The 19,801-nt window shown below is 68.9% G+C and carries 12 protein-coding genes; 2 read left to right on the plus strand and 10 right to left on the minus strand.

The window, feature by feature from the left end; all coding sequences use genetic code 11:
* Positions 1–122 precede the first annotated feature (122 nt).
* Together Q664_RS19175 and Q664_RS19180 are read left to right on the plus strand one after the other, a co-directional pair.
* Positions 123–5,444 carry a trifunctional serine/threonine-protein kinase/ATP-binding protein/sensor histidine kinase gene (locus Q664_RS19175; protein WP_235216772.1) on the plus strand — a complete coding sequence of 1,774 codons (5,322 nt, stop codon included), beginning with the start codon at positions 123–125 and terminating at the stop codon, positions 5,442–5,444.
* 79 nt (positions 5,445–5,523) lie between these two features.
* Positions 5,524–6,387 carry a fatty acid desaturase family protein gene (locus Q664_RS19180; RefSeq protein WP_043397345.1) on the plus strand — a complete coding sequence of 288 codons (864 nt, stop codon included), beginning with the start codon at positions 5,524–5,526 and terminating at the stop codon, positions 6,385–6,387.
* A 67-nt stretch (positions 6,388–6,454) separates the two neighbouring features.
* Here the strand turns inward: Q664_RS19180 and Q664_RS19185 are convergent, their stop codons facing one another.
* From Q664_RS19185 to Q664_RS19230, 10 genes are all read right to left on the minus strand, one after another.
* Positions 6,455–8,422 (minus strand): hypothetical protein, encoded by a 1,968-nt coding sequence (locus Q664_RS19185; RefSeq protein WP_152622202.1) that lies wholly within the window; start codon positions 8,420–8,422, stop codon positions 6,455–6,457.
* A gap of 109 nt (positions 8,423–8,531) precedes the next feature.
* The gene (locus tag Q664_RS19190; RefSeq protein WP_052518360.1) at positions 8,532–11,303 is read right to left on the minus strand and encodes a glycoside hydrolase family 44 protein; all 2,772 of its coding nucleotides are present in this window, start codon (positions 11,301–11,303) and stop codon (positions 8,532–8,534) included.
* Positions 11,303–12,904, minus strand: a complete 1,602-nt coding sequence (gene epsD / locus Q664_RS61030) for an exopolysaccharide biosynthesis glycosyltransferase EpsD (protein WP_235216773.1) — start codon at positions 12,902–12,904, stop codon at positions 11,303–11,305. The genes Q664_RS19190 and epsD overlap by 1 nt, the downstream gene beginning before the upstream one ends.
* Positions 12,901–13,578, minus strand: coding sequence for a hypothetical protein (locus tag Q664_RS19205; protein ID WP_052518361.1), 678 nt, complete (start codon positions 13,576–13,578; stop codon positions 12,901–12,903). Before Q664_RS19205 ends, epsD begins: the two co-directional genes overlap by 4 nt.
* A 95-nt stretch (positions 13,579–13,673) precedes the next feature.
* Complete coding sequence (gene wzy, locus Q664_RS19210; RefSeq protein WP_152622203.1) at positions 13,674–15,206, minus strand: exopolysaccharide repeat unit polymerase; 1,533 nt, start codon at positions 15,204–15,206, stop codon at positions 13,674–13,676.
* 25 nt (positions 15,207–15,231) lie between these two features.
* Positions 15,232–16,422, minus strand: coding sequence for an exopolysaccharide biosynthesis GT2 family glycosyltransferase EpsU (gene epsU, locus Q664_RS19215; protein ID WP_043397351.1), 1,191 nt, complete (start codon positions 16,420–16,422; stop codon positions 15,232–15,234).
* A 31-nt stretch (positions 16,423–16,453) separates the two neighbouring features.
* Positions 16,454–17,962, minus strand: a complete 1,509-nt coding sequence (locus Q664_RS19220; RefSeq protein ID WP_043397354.1) for a GumC domain-containing protein — start codon at positions 17,960–17,962, stop codon at positions 16,454–16,456.
* A 7-nt stretch (positions 17,963–17,969) separates the two neighbouring features.
* Complete coding sequence (locus Q664_RS19225; RefSeq protein WP_043397357.1) at positions 17,970–18,371, minus strand: response regulator; 402 nt, start codon at positions 18,369–18,371, stop codon at positions 17,970–17,972.
* Positions 18,372–18,391: 20 nt separating this feature from the next.
* Positions 18,392–18,565, minus strand: coding sequence for a hypothetical protein (locus tag Q664_RS60035; RefSeq protein WP_200883729.1), 174 nt, complete (start codon positions 18,563–18,565; stop codon positions 18,392–18,394).
* Between the two features lie 12 nt (positions 18,566–18,577).
* The gene (locus Q664_RS19230; protein ID WP_043397359.1) at positions 18,578–19,798 is read right to left on the minus strand and encodes a hypothetical protein; all 1,221 of its coding nucleotides are present in this window, start codon (positions 19,796–19,798) and stop codon (positions 18,578–18,580) included.
* Positions 19,799–19,801 lie beyond the last annotated feature (3 nt).

A 19,801-nucleotide genomic window follows, 5' to 3' on the forward strand; every position in this document is an offset into this window, starting at 1 on the left:
CACGCAAGCCAGGTGCCCGGGCAGGCATGAGGAGCAGCCATGGAGCCGGGTCGTTGCTTCGGATACCGACTCGATTTCAGATGCCCGGCGGTACGCGGGGACGGTGGACCATGAAGAGCCATGTGATTGCGGGATACGGCCTGCGGGAGAAGCTCTTCGAGAGTCGGCACTCCCTCATCTACCGGGCCGTGCGCGAGGCGGACGGCCACCCGGTGGTGCTCAAGCTGGTCCACGCGGAGTATCCGACGAGCGAGCAGCTCGCGCGCTTCCGGTATGAGTTCCGGATGACGCGCCAGGCGCGCGGCGAGGGGGTCATCGAGGCGCTCGGGCTGGAGGAGTTCCGGCAGGGCGTGGCGCTCGTGCTGGAGGACTTCGGTGGCCGGCCCCTGTCGGAGTTGCTCGCCGCCGGGCCGCTGGGGCCGAGGCGCTTCCTGGACCTGGCCGCGCGGCTGGCGGAGGCGCTCGGGGGCGTGCATCAGCGGCGCATCATCCACAAGGACATCAACCCCTCGAACATCCTCTACAACCCGGACTCGGACACGCTGAAGCTGATTGATTTCGGCATCTCCACCGAGCTGTCGCGCGAGGTGCCGGCGCAGGTGGGGCCGCGGGTGCTGGAGGGGACGCTGGCGTACATCTCGCCCGAGCAGACGGGGCGGATGAACCGGGCCATCGACTATCGGACGGACCTGTATTCACTGGGCGTCACGCTGTACCAGCTGGCGACGGGGCGGCTGCCCTTCATGGCGGCGGACCCGATGGGGCTGGTGCATGCGCACATCGCCCAGGTGCCGGTGCCGCCGCACGAGCTGGTCCCCTCGGTGCCGGCGGTGGTGTCGGACATCATCCTGCGGCTGTTGGCCAAACACGCCGAGGATCGCTACCAGAGTGCCTTCACGCTCCGGGCGGACCTGGAGCGGTGCCTGGAGCGCCTGGGCCCCGGGGGGGCCATCGCCGCGTTCCCCATTGGTGGCAACGACGTGCCGGACGTGCTGCGGCTGCCGCAGCGGCTGCACGGCCGCGAGCGCGAGTCCCAGCGGCTGCTCGAGGCCTTCGAGCGCGTGGCGAGCGGGGGCAGGGAATTGCTGCTGGTGGCGGGCTACTCGGGCATCGGCAAGAGCGCGCTGGTGCACGAGCTGCACAGGCCCATCGTCGAGCGGCGGGGCTATTTCATCTCGGGCAAGTTCGACCAGTTCAACCGCAACATCCCCTACGCCTCGCTCATCCAGGCGGTGCAGGAGCTGGTGAGGCAGCTGCTCACCGAGCCCGCGGAGGAGCTGCTCCGGTGGAAGGAGCGGCTGCTGGAGGCGGTGGGCGCCAACGGGCAGCTCATCATCGACGTCATCCACGAGGTGGCGCTCGTCATTGGCGAGCAGCCGCCGGTGCCCGAGCTGTCGCCGACGGAGGCGCAGAACCGGTTCAATCTCACCTTCGAGCGCTTCTTCCGGGCGTTCGCGGACGCGGCGCACCCGCTGGCCATCTTCCTGGATGACCTGCAGTGGGCGGATCTGCCGTCGCTGAGGCTGCTGGAGCGGCTGATGACGGACGAGGAGACGCGGCACCTGCTGCTCATGGGCGCCTATCGCGACAACGAGGTGGACGCGGGCCATCCGCTGCTCGTCACCGTGGAGGGGATGCGCGAGCAGGGCGCGACGGTGGGGGAGATATCGCTGGGGCCGCTCGGGCGGGAGCACGTCATCGGGTACCTCGTGGACACGCTGCAGTGCGGGCGCGACGAGGTGGTGACGCTGGCGGAGCTGTGCCTGAAGAAGACGGGGGGCAATCCGTTCTTCCTGGGGCAGTTCCTGCTGTCGCTGCACGAGCGGGGCGAGCTGCGTTACGACACGCGAGCGGGCCGGTGGGAGTGGGATGCCGCGCGCATCTCCCGCATGGAGATGACGGACAACGTGGTGGACCTGATGGCGGGACGTCTCCGCGGTCTGGCCGAGCCGGTGCAGCACACGCTGAGGGTGGCGGCGTGCATCGGCAACGTGTTCGAGCTCCAGACGCTCGCGGTGGGCCTGGGCGTGCCCGCCTCCGAGGCCGCCACGGCGCTCTGGCCGGCGCTGAAGGAGGGGCTCGTCCTGCCGCTGGATGGCGCGTACCGGTTCGGTGGTGAAGAGGTCTCCTACCGTTTCCTGCATGACCGCGTACAGCAGGCGGCCTACTCGCTCATTCCTCCGCCGCTGCGGGGCGCGCTGCACCTGCAGGTGGGCCGGCAACTGCTGCGAGGGGCCAGCGAGGAGGAGCGCGAGGAGCGGCTCTTCTCGCTGGTGGGGCACCTCGACGTGGGGTCCTCGCTCATCGAGTCACGGGAGGAGCGGGACGAGCTCGCGGAGTTGAACCTCGCGGCCGCGCGCAAGGCGAAGGCCTCCACCGCGTACGCGGCGGCGATGAGCTATCTCCAGAAGGGCATCGCGCTGTTGGGGGAGGACGGCTTCCAGCGGCGGCACGCGTTGGCGATAGAGCTCCACCTGCAGGCGGCCGAGGTGAGCTACCTCAACAAGGAGTTCAACCGCATCGACCTCTACGCGCACGAGGTGCTGGCGCACGACGAGGACGTGCTGCTGCGGGTGAGGGTGGCGGAGATCCGCATCCAGGCGTTCAACGCGCAGAACAGGCTGGGGGACGCGGTGCGCACCGCGCTGGGGATTCTCGAGGTGCTCGGCGTGCGCTTCCCGGACACGCCCACCGAGGCGGAGCTCCTGGCGGCGGTGGGCGAGCTGGACGCGGTGCTGGCGGGCAGGCCCATCAGCGCGTTGCTGGAGCTGCCGGCGCTGACGGATCCAGTGAAGGTGGCGGTGCTGCGCATCCTGGCCAAGACGATTCCGACGTCGTACCTGTATGACCCGGGGCTCTTCCCGCTGCTGGCGGTGCGGCAGGTGGCGTACTCGGTGGAGCACGGCAACGCGGGCCCGTCGGCGAGTGGCTATGCCTCCTGGGCCATCATCCTGTGTGGAGCGCTGGGGCGCATCGACGACGGGTACGAGTTCGGCAAGCTCGCCTCGGGGGTGCTCGCGCGCTACGACGCCAGGAACTACGAGGCCCGGACCGAGTACATCGTCTCCTGCTACATCGCGCACCACAAGGAGCACGTGCGCAGGAGCGTGCGGGCCTTCAAGGACATCTACCGCACGGCGCTGGAGACGGGAGACCTGGACTTCGCGAGCTACTCGCTCGTGTCCCAGGCCACGCAGCTCTACCTGGGGGGAGTGGAGCTGGCACAGGTGGAGCTGGTGACGGCGGGCAGCATCCCGGCGCTCGCCCAGCTGCGGCACGAGCCCGCGCTGAACTACACGAAGGCGGTGCACCAGGTCGTCCTCAACCTGATGGGCCGCGCGGAGGACCCCTGCCGTCTGGTGGGCGAGGCGTATGACGAGGAGGAGATGCTCGCCTTCCACCAGGAGGCGAGGGACTCGTATGGCCTGGGCAGTGCGTACCTGTGGAAGCTGCAGCTGTGCCTGCTGTTCGGCCGCCGCGCCGAGGCGTTGAAGCACGCGGACGCATTGAGGACGCAGCTCAACGGACTGGTGGGCCAGTTCCAGGTGCCCGCCGCGCTGCTATTCGACTCGCTGGCCGTGCTGGCCAACTACGCGGAGGCCTCGCCCGGGACGCGGGGGCTCCTGTTGGAGCGGGTGGAGGGAAACCTGGAGCGGCTGAAGGTCTTCGCCGCGCACGCGCCGATGAACCACGCGCACAAGGAGAGCCTGGTGAGGGCGGAGCGGGCGCGTGTGCTGGGCGAGCCGGAGAAGGCGCGGGAGCTGTACTACCAGGCGATGTCCCTGGCCCACGAGAACGAGTACCGGAACGAGGAGGCGCTCGCGGCGGAGCTCTTCTCCGAGTTCGCGGCCAGCCGAGGGGAGCTGGACCTGGCGGGCCTGTTCCTGGAGAAGGCGCACCTCCTGTACGAGCTGTGGGGCGCGAAGGCGAAGGTGCAGGAGTTGGAGCGCCGGCACCCGGAGCTCGCCATGGTGGTGATGGCGAGGCACAACGCGCGGCGGATGGACACGCGGCAGACGGACACGGTGAAGGAGCTGGAGAGCGTGGGCTCGGCGCTGGACCTGTTGTCGGTGCTGAAGGCCTCGCAGGCGCTCTCGGGCGAGGTGCACCTGGACGGGCTGCTGAAGAAGCTGATGGAGATTGTCCTGGAGAACGCGGGAGCGCGCCGGGGCCTGTTGATGGTGGAGGGCGAGTCCGCGTTGGGCGTGGTGGCGGGCCCGGGTGGAATCGAGCTGGTGCACGAGCCGGTGGAGCAACGCGAGGACGTGTCACAGGCCATCGTGCGGTACGTGCGCAGGACGCACCAGGCGGTGGTGCTGGGAGACGCGGCGAACAGCGGGGCGTTCATCTCGGACGCGTACGTGGCGAGGCACCGGCCGAAGTCGGTGCTCTGCCAGCCCATCCTCCACCAGAAGAAGCTGGTGGGAATCCTGTACCTGGAGAACGAGCTGGTCTCCAACGCCTTCTCTCCGCAGCTGCGCCAGGTGTTGGAGCTGCTGTCGGCGCAGGCGGCCATCTCCATCGAGAACGCGAAGCTGTACGAGACGCTGGACAGCCGGGTGAAGGCGCGCACGCGGGAGCTCTCCGACGCGTTGGAGCGGCTGAAGGAGACGCAGCGGCAGCTGGTGGTGCAGGAGAAGCTGGCCTCGCTGGGGATGCTCACCTCGGGCATCGCGCACGAGCTGAAGAATCCGCTCAACTTCGTGAACAACTTCGCGGACCTGTCGGTGAAGCTGGGCGAGGAGCTGGGGCGGGAATTCACCGAGCAGAAGGAGCGGCTGTCTCCGTCCAGCTACGAGTACCTGAGGGAGCTGGTGCAGGACCTGCGGCAGAACGCGGTGAAGATCCACGAGCACGGCAGGCGGGCGGACGGAATCGTGAAGGCGATGCTGCAGCACTCCTCGAGGCCGGGGACGGGGCAGCGGCAGCCGGTGGACGTGAATGGCCTGGTGCGGCAGTACACGGCGCTGGCGCTGCAAGGGAGGGGCATGGGCGCGGCCAGCGGGGTGAAGCTGGAGACGCACTACGACGAGTCATTGGGGCAGGCGGAGTTGGTGGCGGACGAGATTGGCCGGGTGCTCATCAACCTGCTGGAGAACGCGTTGCACGCGGTGCAGGCGCGCAAGGCCCGGGAGGGGGCGGGGTACACGCCGGTGATTGCGGTCTCGACGCGGTTGGTGGGCGACAGGATGGAGCTGAGGGTGAGGGACAACGGGACGGGGATACCCGCGGCGGCGAGGGAGCGCATCTTCAGCCCGTTCTTCACGACGAAGGCGCCGGGGAAGGGGACGGGGCTGGGGCTGTCGCTGAGCCACAACATCATCGTGCAGGCGAACGGGGGCACGTTGACATTCGAGTCAGAGGAGGGCCGGTTCACCGAGTTCGTGGTGACGCTGCCTCGGAAGGCCCCACCTCCGGCTTCCGCGCCCCAGCGGCCGGCCTGAGGGGCCGCTGTACGCTCCTTTACCGGAATCTCCTCATTTGGGAATCCAGCCGGGCGCTGTGTATCCTGCGCGCCCCATCATGACCTTGTTCCGGCACCCCGAGGATCGAATCCCCGTCCTGCTGTTCGCGTGCGTGTTCGCGCTCGACCTGACGGTGTATTTCATGGCGAGCAGCTGGTGGCTGCCCATTCTGTGGTTTGGCATTGGCATCATCCCCAAAGGGTGGATCAGCGCGTGGAACCACCACCACCAGCACCTGAACATGTTCCGCCATGCGCCGCTCAACCGGCTGCTGGAGCTCATCTTCGGTTTCCAGACGGGCGTGACGTCCCATACGTGGTTCCTTCACCACGTGGTGGGCCACCACGTGAACTACCTGGACCAGGAGAAGGACGAGTCACGCTGGAAGCGCGACGACGGCAGCACCATGGGTGAGGTGGAGTACTCGCTCACCACGACGCTGACGGCCTATCCGCGGGCCTGGCAGGTGGGGCTCCGCTATCCCAAGGCGCTGCGCGTCTTCCTGGTCATGGGCGTGCTGCAGCTCGCGTTGCTGGGCGTGCTGTTCTGGCACAACTGGTTCAACGCGCTGTTCGTCTTCCTGCTGCCCATGGTCACGTCGCTGTACGTGACGGCCTGGGCCACGTACTTCCACCACGTGGGGCTGGAGACGCGGGAGCACGCGGAGGCCTCGTACAACATCCTTCACCGGGGCTACAACCTGATGACGGGCAACCTCGGCTACCACGCCGCGCACCACGCGAAGCAGGCGCTGCACTGGTCGAAGCTGCCGCAGTTGCACGCGCAGATGGCGAAGGACATTCCCGCCGCGCACTACCGCCAGCCGGGCATTCCCTTCGTGTGGAGTGGCTCGGAGGAGAAGCTGGAGCTGACGGACGAGCAGGTGGAGGCGCTGGCCCAGGCTCGGCCCGCGCGCACCTGACAGGAAAAGAGCCCTCCCGGAGCGGGCCGGGAGGGCTCTTGGAGGAGCGTCCGCTACCGCGAGGCGCTCAGTACTGCGACTTGCAGAGGTACTGCGTGGCCGTGCAGCGTGAGGTGGGGGTGATGACCTGCCCGAACTTCATGGCGATGAAGCCGGCGGGGCAGCCCATGTTGCCGGTGAAGTGATTGGGCACGCTGTCGGAGCCGCACGGGTCCAGCTGGTACATGCCGGCGAACTTCATCGAGCCGGTGGTCCACGTCATGGTGCTGCACAGGAACTTCTCCACGGCGATGGTGCTGCCATCGGTGGTGGGCACCTGGGCGGAGCCCATCTTGAGCGCCGAGCTGCTGGGGCAGGACGTGAGGTAGATGGTCTTCTTGGTGGGGAACGAGATGGTGATGGGGAAGTAGGGGTTGCCCGTCGGGTAGTTGCCGTCGGTGTCCTTCTGGTAGGCGCCGGCGAAGTGCCAGGTGAGCGAGGTGTCGGTGGTGGTGCCCAGGCAGAGGTACTGGTTGCCACCGCGCCCGGTGCCCGGGGTGAGGATGCGCCCGTAGCGATAGGGCTGGAAGCCGGCGGGGCAGCTCAGGCCGCCCGTGGCCGGGTTGGCCACGTTGGCCGGCGGGATGGTGATGCTGCCGCCGAACGGAATCGAAATGACCCGGGGCGTCTGGGAGTCATCCACCTGGTACATGCCGCCGAAGGTGTAGGGCAGCCGCAGGTCCAGCTTGCGGATGTCCAGCGCCTTGAAGCCCGGCATGTTGCTCTCCTGGGCGCCGTTGACGCACGCGGCCACCTGTGCCGCGTTGTTCATGTCCGTCAGCAGATCGTAGCACTTCTGCGACGCCGCCAGGATGAGGCTGATGTTGTACTGGGACTCGGAGTCGTACTGCTGCATCAGCGCCTGCACCTCGGTGCGCAGCGGGAACTGACTGCGGCGCAGCGTCTGGATGCGGTCCTGGATCTCCAACTGCTGGTCGAACAGCTCCTCGAGGTGACGGCGGGCGTACTGAATCTGGGTGGTGACGATGCGCGGGGGCATGGGGACGCCGAGCACGCTCCAGTCCTTGAGCAGGTAGGCGCGGTCGGCGGGGTTGGCGCGCAGGGTGGGCTGGAAGGCGTCCGGCGTCTGCGCGGTGGCGTAGGCCAGGCCCAGCCGCATGAACTCGCCGCAGGCCGTCAGGTTGTCGATGTTGCAGTCCACGGCGGCCCGGCCCGGCTCCACGGTGCCGCCGATGCCCGAGAAGATGTTGCCCAGCTGGGTGACGTCACCGCCGGACTGGAAGGCCTCCACGTGCACCGAGGCGCGGCCGCGGAACTGCTGGGCCATCTTCTGCACCTCGGCGTTGACCTCGCCCGCGCCCCAGTTGGCGCCCACCGCCGCCTGGAACTCGCTCTTGGTCTCCACCGAGTCGAAGTCGATGCGGTAGAGCAGGAAGAGCTGGCCGCCCACCTGCTTCTGCATGACGAACTCGTCACCGCAGCGCGTGAGCCAGTCGGAGGCCGTGGGCGAGACGAGCCAGTTGAGCTGGGACTCGTCCAGCTTGCGCGTTTCCAACCGGTAGTCGGCGCCGTACACCTTCGTCATGGAGTACGTCTTGCTCTCCAGCGAGCGCGAGAACTTGGCGCGGGCGCTAGCGCCCCACTTGGCGAACTTGGCTTTGGCCTCCACGCTGAAGCCCAGCATCTCGCTCGTCTCGTCCCGGGAGAACGAGCTGTCGAAGCGGATGGTGGCCTCCTGGGTGGGGATGTTCACCGTGGGCGCGGACACGCACATGCCGCGGAACTCGTGGGTGATGCTGTTGCGGCCCTGGCCCAGCACCGCCTCGGTGCTGATGCTCACCGGCACCACCACGTGCTCCAGCCGCTGCTCCTGGGAGCCCAGCTGCGGCTCGCTCGCGGGAGGCACTACCGGCGGGGCCTCGCCACAGCCCAGGCCCAGCGCCGACACCGCCGACGCCACCGCCACCACCCGGCGCGCCCGGCTTCCATTCCTGGATTCTGATTGCCTGTTGATCTGGTAGATATGGTTTTTCATGGCTCGCGGCGTATGCCATGAGTGCTCGTCTGAAGACAAGAGGGGGGCCTGTCCGCACGCACCGTGCGCGCGGGTGGGCGGGTCTGCGTGGGGGGGGGAGGGGCGCGGCCTACTGCGCGACGGTGAGGTCCAGCACGGTGATGGACCAGGGCGGCAGGAGCACCTGCATGCTGCTGCCCGCCTGGAAGAAGGACTTGCGCTCGGCGAAGCCCGAGGGCTCGCCGGCGTAGCCGAGCACCCGCGCGTTGGAGACGTTGCCGCAGCCCTTGAACTCCACCTGGGTGCTGCGGGCGGAGTCCGGCTCCAGGTTGAGCGCGATGGCCACCACGCGCTTGCCGTCGGGGCTGCGCGAGGCGAACAGCGACATGCCCTGCGAGTCCGCGGCCTTCTCGAACCGCGAGGGCACGTAGTGGTCCTGGAAGCGCCCGCCCTTGCCGTCGAAGTTGCGGAAGGCGCGGAACGCCCAGAAGGTGGGGCTGCGGTTGGGCGGGTAGGTGAAGAGGAAGGCCGAGGTGAGGTTGTGCTCGGCGAAGCGGCCCAGGGCCTCGGCCTGCGCGAGGCCTCCGCTCATGTGCCCCGTGGCGCCGAAGTTGTACTCGCCGATGGAGAGGCCACGGCCCGGGTAGTTCTCCGCCACCCAGCGCTTCATGCGCGGAATGAGCTCCACCGTGTCGTCGATCCACGACTCGTCCTTGTACTTCGGGTCCCACAGCGCGCGCGTGGAGCGGATGCGCCGCGCGGACGTGTCCGGGTCCGTCGCCCCGCGCTCCTCGAAGCCGATGCCGTCGCCCTGCGGGTAGAAGTGCAGGTCCAGCACGTCGAGGATGCGCACCCCGGTCTGCTTCTCGTGCTCGGCGAGCTTCTTGAGGTACCAGGCGATGAGCGGCGTGTTGCCGTGGGCCTTGCGGTCCTTCTTGTTGCCGCCGGGGGCCACGTCCGCGGCCGAGTTGAAGTAGTTCGTCCAGCCCCACTCGGCGGGGCCGGCGATGAGGCCCTCGGGGTCCGCCTGGCGCACGGCGGTGCCGTAGGCGATGGTGCGCTCGAGCAGCTCGTCGTAGGTGACGGGCTCCGGGTGCACGTCGCGGTGCGTGGTGTTCCAGAGCATCGGCTCGTTGTCGAGGATGTACTGGCTCACGCCGCGCCCGCGCGTCTTGTCCTTCTCGCGGATGGAGCGCACCCACGCGTGGATGAAGGCGGGAGGCGCCTCGACACTCGTTTGAGCGGGGGGCAGCGGCGTGAGGCCCTCACCGGAGAGGGAGATGCCGTTGCCGGCCTCCGTCACGTCCGGGTCCATCTTCTGCTGCGCGCCGAAGAGGGACTTGGGGAAGCCGACGGAGGTGGAGTCCTTGGCCACCCAGCCGAGCATGGGCACGGTGAGGGCGGACTGGAGGCCGCGCTGCTGGTTGGCCTGGAGGAAGCTCTCGTAGGTGTACTGGGGGCTGGTGCCGAGGATGATGTTGCGGAAGAAGTAGTCGTTGGCCGTGTTCCAGACGTTGCCCAGCTTCCAGTTGTAACGGGAGGTGGGGTTGCCGCCCCAGCGGCGCGCGGTGGCGCCGAGCTCCCACTGGTGGCTGTCCTTGAGCTCGCGCAGGTTGTTGAAGGCGATGCCGTAGATGAGCGGGCTGATGGGGTGGCCGGGCTGGGTGCAGTCCACCACCACCTTGGACGTCTTCGCGTCGCCGAGCGCCACGCGGCCACCGCCCACCGCGGACGCATCCTTGGGCCCGGGCTGTCCACCGGCGACGGCGACGGGGAAGGTGCCGACGTTGGCGCTGGTGACGAGCCGGGCGAAGCCCACCTGGTTCAGCTCCACCCACTCCCCGGTCACCTTCTTGTGCGCGCGCACGACGATCTGCGTGAAGGCCTGCTTGTCCGGGTTGAGCTCCTCCATGGGGACGAACACCTGCGTCCAGTCGCCGTCGCGCGCGGTGACGTACGCGTCCGACAGCTTCACGCGGGGGAAGAGCGTCTCGCCCTCGGTGTCCAGCCGCAGCTCGAGGAAGTCTCCGAAGCCCGAGGGGGCCCGGTAGCGCAGCGCCACGCCGCCGTACTCGCCGCCCAGGCCCTTCTTGTAGAGAATCCAGCCGCCCAGGTTGGCCATGCGCAGCTTCGCCGGGGTGGTTCCCTTCAGCTCGCGCTCGGACCAGCCGCGATCATCCCAGCCCGGTTGCAGGCCGTTGTCATAGGCCAGCTCCACGGGCTCGACGACGGCTCGCGGCGCCTCGCCCGGCTGCTGGGGGGTCATCGCCAGGGCGCTGCTGCCGTCCGCGGGCGTCATGCCGCCGGGCGCGGTGAGGCCCACCTGGTCCATCTCCACCCAGTCGTTGCCCACCTTCTTGTAGGCGCGGATGACGATGCGGCTGAAGGGCACCTTCTCCGGGTTGAGCTTCTCGAAGGGGACGAAGAGCTGCACCCACTCGCCCTCGCGGCGCGCCACGTGGCTGCCGTCCACGCGCACGCGGGGGAAGAGCGTCTCGCCCTCCGAGTCCAGCCGCACCTCCAGGAAGTCGCCGAAGCTGGAGGGCGCCTTGTAGCGCAGCGCCAGTCCGCCGAAGTCGCCCTGGATGCCCTTCTTCCGCAGCATGAAGCCGCCCAGGTTGGCCATGCGCATCTTCGCGCTGCCCTGGTGCTTCGGGTCCCTCTCGGACCAGCCCTCGTCCTTCCAACCTTCCTGCAGGCCACCGGCCCAGGCGGGCTCGGTGAGCGGGGGGATGTTGTAGACGCCCGAGGGCGCGGACGGCGCGGTGTTGGAAGTGGCCGCCTCGGAGGTGTTCTGCTTGCAGGACTGCAGCACGGGCACGCACAGGTACACGCCGGCCAGCAGGGCCGCCCGGGCCCTCCTGCCATGCGTGAAAGCGCCGCTCCGGCCGGACCGCCGCATCACTCGCCGTCCACGTCCTTGCGGGGAATGATGCGGGCGGGAATGCCCACGGCCACGCTGTCCGGGGGCACGTCCTGGAGCACCACCGCGTTGGCGCCGATGCGCGAGCGGGCGCCCACGGTGATGGGGCCGAGGATGCGCGCGCCAGCACCCACCCACACGTCATCCTCGATGACGGGGTAGCCGTCGTCCTTGGCGGTGCCCACGGTGTTGTTGCCGTAGAAGCGCACGCGGTTGCCCACCTTCGCGTCGCCGCCCACCACGGTGCCCAGGCTGTGGACGAAGTACACGCCGCTGCCCAGCTCCACGTCCTTGCCGATCTCCACGCCGAGCACCGCCGTCTGCGCCACGCGCAGCGCGTGGTTGCCCAGCGGAATGCCCAGTCCGCGCGCGGCCTCGCGCAGCCGTTGCAGCGCCAGCACCCGGTAGCCGTCCGAGGTGAGCACCATGGCGGCCACGGACTTCAGGCCGGGCTGGCCATACTCGGAGCGCGCCACCTGCAGCGCATCCTCCTTGAGGGCTTTCGCCAGCTTCAGCACCTGGCCGGGCCGGCCGGCGGTGAGCGCATAGCGCGCCACGTGCTTCGCCGCCTTCGGGAGCGAGCCCGCCTCGGTGCGCGCGCCGCGCAGGTACTCCATGGCGTACGTCACCGAGGTGCCCATGAAGGCCGCCTTCTTCAGGCCCGCCTTGTCCGCGAGCCGGGCCGCGGCCATCACCGCCTGCGTCACCGGACGGGTGGCCTCGGGCGCCACCACCGCGGCGGCCAGCAGCGGCCGGGCCAGCGGATTCATCTCGAAGAGGTAGCGCCACGGGTCCACCTGCGGCACGTCCCCGTGCTTCGCCGCCACGCGCGAGTCGAAGATGCCGTAGCGGTGCGCCCGCTTCAGCCACTTCTCGAAGCTGGTGTGATCCGAGCCGTGCAGCACGTACGCCTCGGTGCAGAACTCGAAGCGGCAGCCCGCCTTCTCCAGGCGCACGCCCAGCTCTATGTCCTCGGACTGGCCCAGGCTCTTGTCGAAGCCGCCGGCCTCCACGTAGTCCTCGCGGCGGAACGACACGTTGCCGGTGAAGAGCTGCCAGCCGTGGGCGCGCCGCTTGGGGCCGCTCATGCTCGCGGCGATGCGGTTGTTGAGCCACGCGTACCACCGCTCGAAGAGCGGCATGTCGGAGATGGCGGGATCCGGGCGGATGCCGCCGATGACGACGTTGCGCGAGCCACGCGGGTGACGCGCCAGGTGCTTCGCGAGGAAGTCCTCGGCCACCTGCATGTCGTCGTCGGTGATGAGCACCACCTCGCCGCGCGCCGCGAGCACGCCGCGGTGACGGGCCGCCGCCGCGCCGGCGTTGGCCTGCGTCTCCACGCGAAGGCTGAAGGGGAGCGTCAGCTTCTCCAGGTGGGGCGCCGCCGGCTCGCGCGAGCCGTCATCCACCACCACCACCTCGAAGTCCGAGGCGGGCAGCGTCTGCCGGGCGAACTGGCCCAGCAGGCGTTGGATGAGGTCCACGCGGTTGTAGGTGGCAACGACGACACTCAGCCGCGGGCGCGAGGCCACGGGCCGAGGTGGAACGGCGGCGCCAGAGGCGCCGTTGGCTGCGCTCATTTCTTCGGAGCTCCGGACGTGGGCTGGAGGGTAACGCTTCCGAGGAAGCGCTCCTTCCCAATCAGGTCCAGCGTACGGCGAGCGGAGGTGTAATCCGAAGTGCCGAGTGAGACGCACAACAGCGCCCGCTCGGCCGCCAGGGCGACTTCCAGGCCCACGGGGTTGGCGACCACGGAGTCCAGCAGCACCACCACCCGGTCTCCCTGCTCCACGTAGGCCATCATCTCGGCCACCACGTGCTGGGCGGCGCCGATCTCCAGGCCCTCGGCATCCAGGAAGTGCACCGGCGTGCTGCCCTGCTTGTTGGCCACCTCGAGGATGGCCTGCGCCACCTGCAGTCCGGAGCCGCCCTCGTGCGAGGGCACCACCACCAGCGACGACCACCGGCCGCGCTGGTTGAGCATCGCCCACAGGTGCAGCAGGGTGCTGGAGGGGGCGGAGCTGGTGGGCTTCTGCGGCGCAACGGGCTGCTGCTGCTGCTGCTCGACGACCTCGGCCGTGCCTTCCCCGTTGAGTGCGGGGGCGGACGGAGACGCAGGAGTGGGCTGAGGGCGGTTGCCTCGAATCACCGACAGCGGCTGCACCACGCGCCGCTGATCCGGGGGATTCGGACCTCCGCCCCGAGAGCCACCCTTGGTCTTCTTGTCGTGAGGCTCGAACATGGGCAATGCCATGTTACCGCGTTGCCGGGCGTTTGGCATCTCGGAAGCGACAGGTCCCTGGAACCGAGTGTCGTATTTCCGTGGCCTCTTCGGTTTGCGGTGCGGTATCATACCAGATTTCCTGCCGGGCTGGCTGAGTTCTCGGGCGCCGAGACTGCGTTTCTCGGACGCTGAGGTGCCGGCCACGCATTCGTCACCGTCGCGAGCTTCCCGGCGCACGTCGCCGCCATCGCCGCGAGGACGGTGCCCAGCCAGCTGATGCTCCCCATGTCTCCGAAACACTGGTTGGTATAGGCCACAATCACCGACATCGCCACCAATCCACCTGCACGGGCCTCCGGCTCATGCGCCCGGTGGTAGGCGCGGACGGCGAGGAACATGGTGACGGAGACCCAGGCCCACAAGCCCGAAAAGCCGAGAATCCCGCCATACGCGAGCATCCCGAGGACGGAGTTGTGGGGGTGGTACAGGTAGTCGGCGAAGGCGTGGGAGATGTCGGGCAGTTTGATCTTCTCGAGGAAGGGGTGCCCCCAGCCCGTGCCCATGAGGGGGTTCTGCTCCCAGGTGTAGACGACGTCGAGGTTCTCGATGTCGCGGTAGTCCATCTGCCCCTTCTGGAGGTTCTCGCCCTCCACCAGGGACTTGAAGACGCCGACGATGCCGAAGATGCCGGTGGGGTTGGACCAACCGATGGCGAGGTAGAAGGGGAAGAGGGGGGCGAGCATCAGGCCGGCGCGGGTGGCGTAGCGCTTCACCCAGTGCCAGGGGCTGACGGCGTAGATGGCGATGAGGGAGAACGTGAAGCTCACGTACGCCAGGCGCCGGTCGTTGTAGTGCATGCCCATGAAGATGACGGCGCACACCCAGACCATGCGCCAGAAGTGCTTGCGGATGGGCTGCTCCATCCACGCCGTGACGACGGTGACGAGGCCGGTGACGTAGAGCACCGTGTCCGAGTGCGTGGTGGCGTACTCGTGGTACAGGCCGCGGGGCCGGGCGATGGTGAGGATGAAGAAGGCGCCCAGGAAGGCCTTGGTGCAGCAGCCCACGACGACGATGCGGCCCAGGGTGCGGAAGTCCTCGGGCCCGCGCAGCGCGACGTTGAAGAGCGCCACCAGCAGGGACAGCGACAGCATCTGGTGCCACTGCCACTTGGCCACCACCGAGTTGCCGCCGTTGATGTAGATGCCCCACACCTGCAGCCAGAGGATGGTGACGGGCACGGCGAGCAGCCCGAGGACGAGCGGCTTGGGCAGCGGCGGCGTGGGCGGGCCGTCGATGGTGATGCCCATGGCGCGCCGGTAGGCGTTGAGCCCGAGCAGCCCGACGGTGGCCACGTCGATGAGGGGCAGGGACATGCCCGGCTTGGTGAAGAGCAGCAGGCCGGGGAAGTACAGCGGGGACTGCCAGTGGCCCTCGTAGGGCACCTCGGTGACGAGGTCCACCGTGACGGCCGCGGCGAAGATGGCGAGCGCCAGCGTGCGGATCTTCTGCTGGCACAACCACCACCCGCCCACGACGCCCGCCACCGGCATCAGCGCGGCGGCCGGCGCCATGACGAGCAGCCCCAGTGTCGCCAGCACCAGGACGGCCAGCGACGCGTAGAAGACGAGGGGACGGGAGAGGAAGTCCTGGATCATCGTCCGAAACGGCTCCGCCGCCGGCTCAGGGCTTGGGGGCCTCGCGGGTGGTGCGCACCCACTCGCCCTTCTTCTCCTCGGGGCGGCTGAGCATCAGCCACACCTTCCAGGCCACGTAGAAGGGCGCCCACGCCAGGGCGGACAGGCCCGCCAGGCCCATGCCGGACACCCACCAGCCGCGCATCACGTAGAGCACCAGCGACAGCACGCTCGCCGCCGACAGGTACGAGGACAGCGCCGGGTGCCCCAGCCACAGCGACAGCGCTCCGGAGGCCACCGTCACCGCGCCCGCGCCCAGCACCACCCAGCTCAGCGGCGGCACCAGCAGATCCACGGCCAGGTCCACCAGCACCTTGTCGCCCTTGCGCAGGCCCTCGGCGAGCAGCGGCAGGCCGAACTTGCGCGTCATGGCCATGCGCCCACCGTCCCAGCGGCGGCGCTGCGAGCGCGCGGCCTTCTCGCTCGTCACCATCTCGCCCAGCGCCTCGGCCTCCCAGGCGTAGTGCACGCGCTGGCCGGCCTTGCCCAGGCGGATGCCGTACTCCAGGTCCTCCACGATGGAGAAGGCCTCGTGGGGCACCTGGCGGATGATGGCGTGGGTGAAGCACATGCCGTTGCCGCGCAGGCCGCAGGAGACGCCCAGCCGCTCACGGCCCAGCGAGCGCACCTTGTGGAAGAGCGCCATGGCCACCGCCATCAACCGGGTGCGCCAGGAGGCGTGCGGGTTGAGCACGCCGTAGTGCGCCTGCACCGCGTGGGCGCCCGCCTCCAGCCGCAGCGCGAAGGCGTGCAGCAGGTTGGACGTCACCTCGGTGTCCGCGTCCACCACCACCACCGCGTCGGCGAAGCCCTCCGCGAGGCTCCGCTCGAAGGCGTGCTGCAGGGCGTACCCCTTGCCGCGCAGCTCCTGGTTGTGGCGCACCAGCACCGTGGCACCGGCCTCGCGCGCCCGGTCCGCCGTGGCGTCCGAGCAGTTGTCCGCCACCACGAGGATGCGCCGCAGCTCCACCGGCCAGTCCACCCGCGACAGGTTGGACACCGTGCGGGCGATGCCCGCCTCCTCGTTGTGCGCGGGGATGATGATGTCGAACTTGAGCCGCGGCGCCACCTGGGGCGGTGCCTCCTTCTCCCCCGACAGGAGCGTGAGCAGCAGCAGGTACCCCGCGGCGGCGAACACCGGCAGGGCCAGGAGGACGAGCAGCAAGTCGAGAATCATGGAGGCGGCCGATGGATGCGGACTGGGGGGGCTAGCGGGAAGAGGACTGGGTCTCGAACTGGGGCGCTTCCAGCTCCGCGAGGACGGGCAGCCCCAGCCCACGCCGGACCTGCCAGGCCTGCAGCAGCTGGCCGCTGAGCACGTCCCGCGCGAGCGCCGCGAAGATGCCCAGGAGGAGGCCCGCGAAGATGCCGCCCAGGGCGATCACCTTCGCGTTGGGCTTCACCGGCGTGCGGGGGAACTCGGCCGGGGTGAGCACGGTGTAGCGGTACTTGAAGGACGCCTGGGAGATGTCGCGCTCCAGCTTCGCCCCGTCGATGCGCTTGCGCAGCTGCTGCATGATGATGGTGCGCGCGCGCACCTCGTCCAGGGACACCGCCGCCTTCGGGTTCTCCGACACCGCCGGGAGGATGCCCATCAGCACGCGCTCCAGGCCGTACGGGTCCGGCACCGGCTCGTCGGGGAAGGGCACCGAGCCGCCGCCGAAGCGCGCGTACTCCTTCGTCAGCTCGTCCTCCTCGCCCCGCAGCACCGCCGTGTTCGGCGAGCCCTGGGCCCGCAGACCGTTGATGCGCTGCTGCATCTCCACGATGTTGGGGTGGTTCTCCCCATACAGCTTGCGCTGCGCCACCAGCTCGGCGTTGAGCCCTTCCAGGCGCCGGTTGTGCTGCTCCTCGGAGTCCGAGATGGCCCGCCGCTTGGCGCGGATGAGGAAGCGCAGCTCCGCCAGGTGCTGATCCGTGTTGAAGCCGCCCACGCGCGGGTCTCCCACCGCGCGCCGGCGCTCGATCATGATGGCGGAGAAGACCTTCTCGAACTCGAGGAAGGCCTTCTTGTAGTTCTCCGTGGCCAGCTTCTCGTGCTCCTCCAGGATGGCGAGCGCGTCGGTGATGCTGGCGTTGTCCTCGCGCTGGCGGGCCTCGAGGAAGCTCTGCTGGGCGGCGTCCACCAGCTCGTAGGCGAGCTGGGGATCCGGCCAGGTGATGCCGATGACGACCTTGCCATCATCGGTGCTCACCGAGAGGGCCTTCTCCAGCATGCCCACCATGGCGTCCAGCTTGATGTCCTCGCTGGGGCGGCCGGACAGCAGGTTCATCACCTGATCCTTGAAGCGCAGCAGCGGGGCGCGCGTGGCGTCCCAGCGGTCCAGCAGGTTCACCCGCTTGATGAGGGCCACCAGGTTCTCGCGCCGCATCACCGCCTTGGAGGCGGCCAGCGTCACCGAGTCCACCTCGCCCGCCGGGTGCAGCGGGTTGGGCGGATCCGGATCCAACGCCGGAATGCGGTCCGGGTTCACCAGCGCGGCGATCGTCTGCGCGCGCTTGGGCAGCAGCGAGGCCTGGGCGTAGTAGCTGCGCGGCAGGAACTTGGCGAGCGCCAGCCCCAACGCCGCCACCACCACGAAGGTGGCCAGGGCCAGCAGCTTGTGGCGCAGCACCGCGTTCTTCACGAAGCCCGCGTAGTCGCGCAGCGCCTCCCAGTCGAAGATCTGGGCCTGTGCGCGCTCCACCTCGGGAAGCTCGTCACGAGACTGGGACATGACGCCTCTACGCCTCCTTCCGCGGGCGCGCCGCCATCACCCGCTCCACCTGCTGGCGCAACTCCTCGGGAGTGAAGGGCTTGATGAGGTAGCCGCTCGCTCCGGCCTCCTCCGCCTGCGCCCGGTCCATCGTCTGCGTCCGCGCGGAAATCATCAGCACCGGCACGTCCTGGAGGACCGGCGTGGAGCGGATGAACTCGCATACCTCGTAGCCGGAGATGTCCGGCAACGTCAGGTCCAGGCACACCAGGTCCGGCTTCTGCTCGGCCAGGAGCTCCAGGGCCGCCTGTCCGCTGAAGGCCTCGAGGACACGCGTGTAGCCGAGGCCCTGCAGCATGTCGCTGAGCATCCTGCGGAACATGGGCGAGTCCTCCACGACGAGGACGGTTGTTCCCTGCTGCTGCTGCATAGAGTCTCTCTGGCCTTTTCTCAGTCTTCCAGCTGCGTCCAGACCGACAGGACGAGGAAGGCATAGAGGAAGTTGTACGCCACGAACAACGCCACCGCCCGTTTTACGCCACGCGCCGCGTTGCGCTCGCGAGCCGCCAGGCTCGGCAGGATGAGGACGGCGTATAGCACCGACATCAGGATGAACTTCTTCATGGCCTGGTGCGCCTAAAGCCTACCACGATCATAACGGACCACCAATCCAACACTGGTGTACCACTGGGCGGCTGGTTGGCTGCCGATGACCACGTGTTTCGTCCAGGTGTACACGCCCTTGCCCTGGGCGTAGACGTACCGTGAGAACGGCAGGGGCCACAGCGCCTCGGCCTCGGCGCGCAGCTCGGCATCGCCGCGATGGACGCCCGCGGTGAGGGGGTGGGCATAGCGGAGTTTTCCCAGCACCTTGGCCTCGCGCCGGCCCTTCCACTCCAGGTCCAGGCCCACATCGGCTCGGGGGATGAGCTTGGTGGTAAGGGGATCCATGTAGGGCAGGTACCGCGCGCGCACCTTGGCCTGCACGGGCCAATGGTTGCCAAGGGGAACGGGAGTCTTGAGGGTAGCCTCCAAGGTGGGCATCGCCAGGTGGGTCGGCAACTCTTCGGGTGCGCGGTGGTACACCCGACCCATCGCGACACCGGCCTCGACGCTCAGGTCCACCAGGGGGGTGAACTGGTGTTGGATGCCGGGGGCGAACTGGAGCAGCGAGTTGTGGTTGCCGGTGGAGAACTCCACGTCCCGGCCGTACAGCGACAGCGTGAAGTAGTCGCGGCGCGTGGCGCCATAGAAGGACTGGAGGCGCAGCTCGGGGTAGCGCTGCTGCGGGTAGGCCGCGCTGCCGCGCTGCAGCGGGCGTATGGGACCCTCCAGCAGACCGTTGACGACCCAACCGATTGTGCCGGCCACCGACAGGCGTTTGATGCCGAGCGACGTCCAGAAGCCGGCCGCGGTCTCCGTGTAGACGTAGGCACTGTCCGTGCGGGTGGTGCCCACGGGAGTGACCGGCAGGCCGATGGTGCCGACGCCCGCGTAGTTCTCGAGGGGGAAGGCGCCGAAGGTGGTGGTGTGGACGCCAATCAGCGCGAAGTCGCGGCGAATCTTGTAGTCAGCGCGCGTGTAGACGGACTGGAGGATCTCCAGCGACGGCTTTCCGGAGAGCAACTGACGGATGAGGAACTGCGGCTCGTAGGAGAACTTCACCTCGAGGAGGTTGGTGTAGAGCACGCCCTCCAGCCGCGGCACGACCATCAGGTCCGTCACCACCGGGGTGTTGGACGTCTCGGTGAGCAGCGGCGTGCGGGTGACGGACTCGACGCGGGCCGAGGCCTTGTATTTGACGGCCGGGGCGGAGGCCACCAGCAGCCAGCCGAGGGCCAGTGCGGGCAGCGCCATGGG

Origin of the sequence: Archangium violaceum Cb vi76, from assembly GCF_000733295.1 — a bacterium.
GTDB classification, from domain to species: Bacteria; Myxococcota; Myxococcia; order Myxococcales; family Myxococcaceae; genus Archangium; species Archangium violaceum.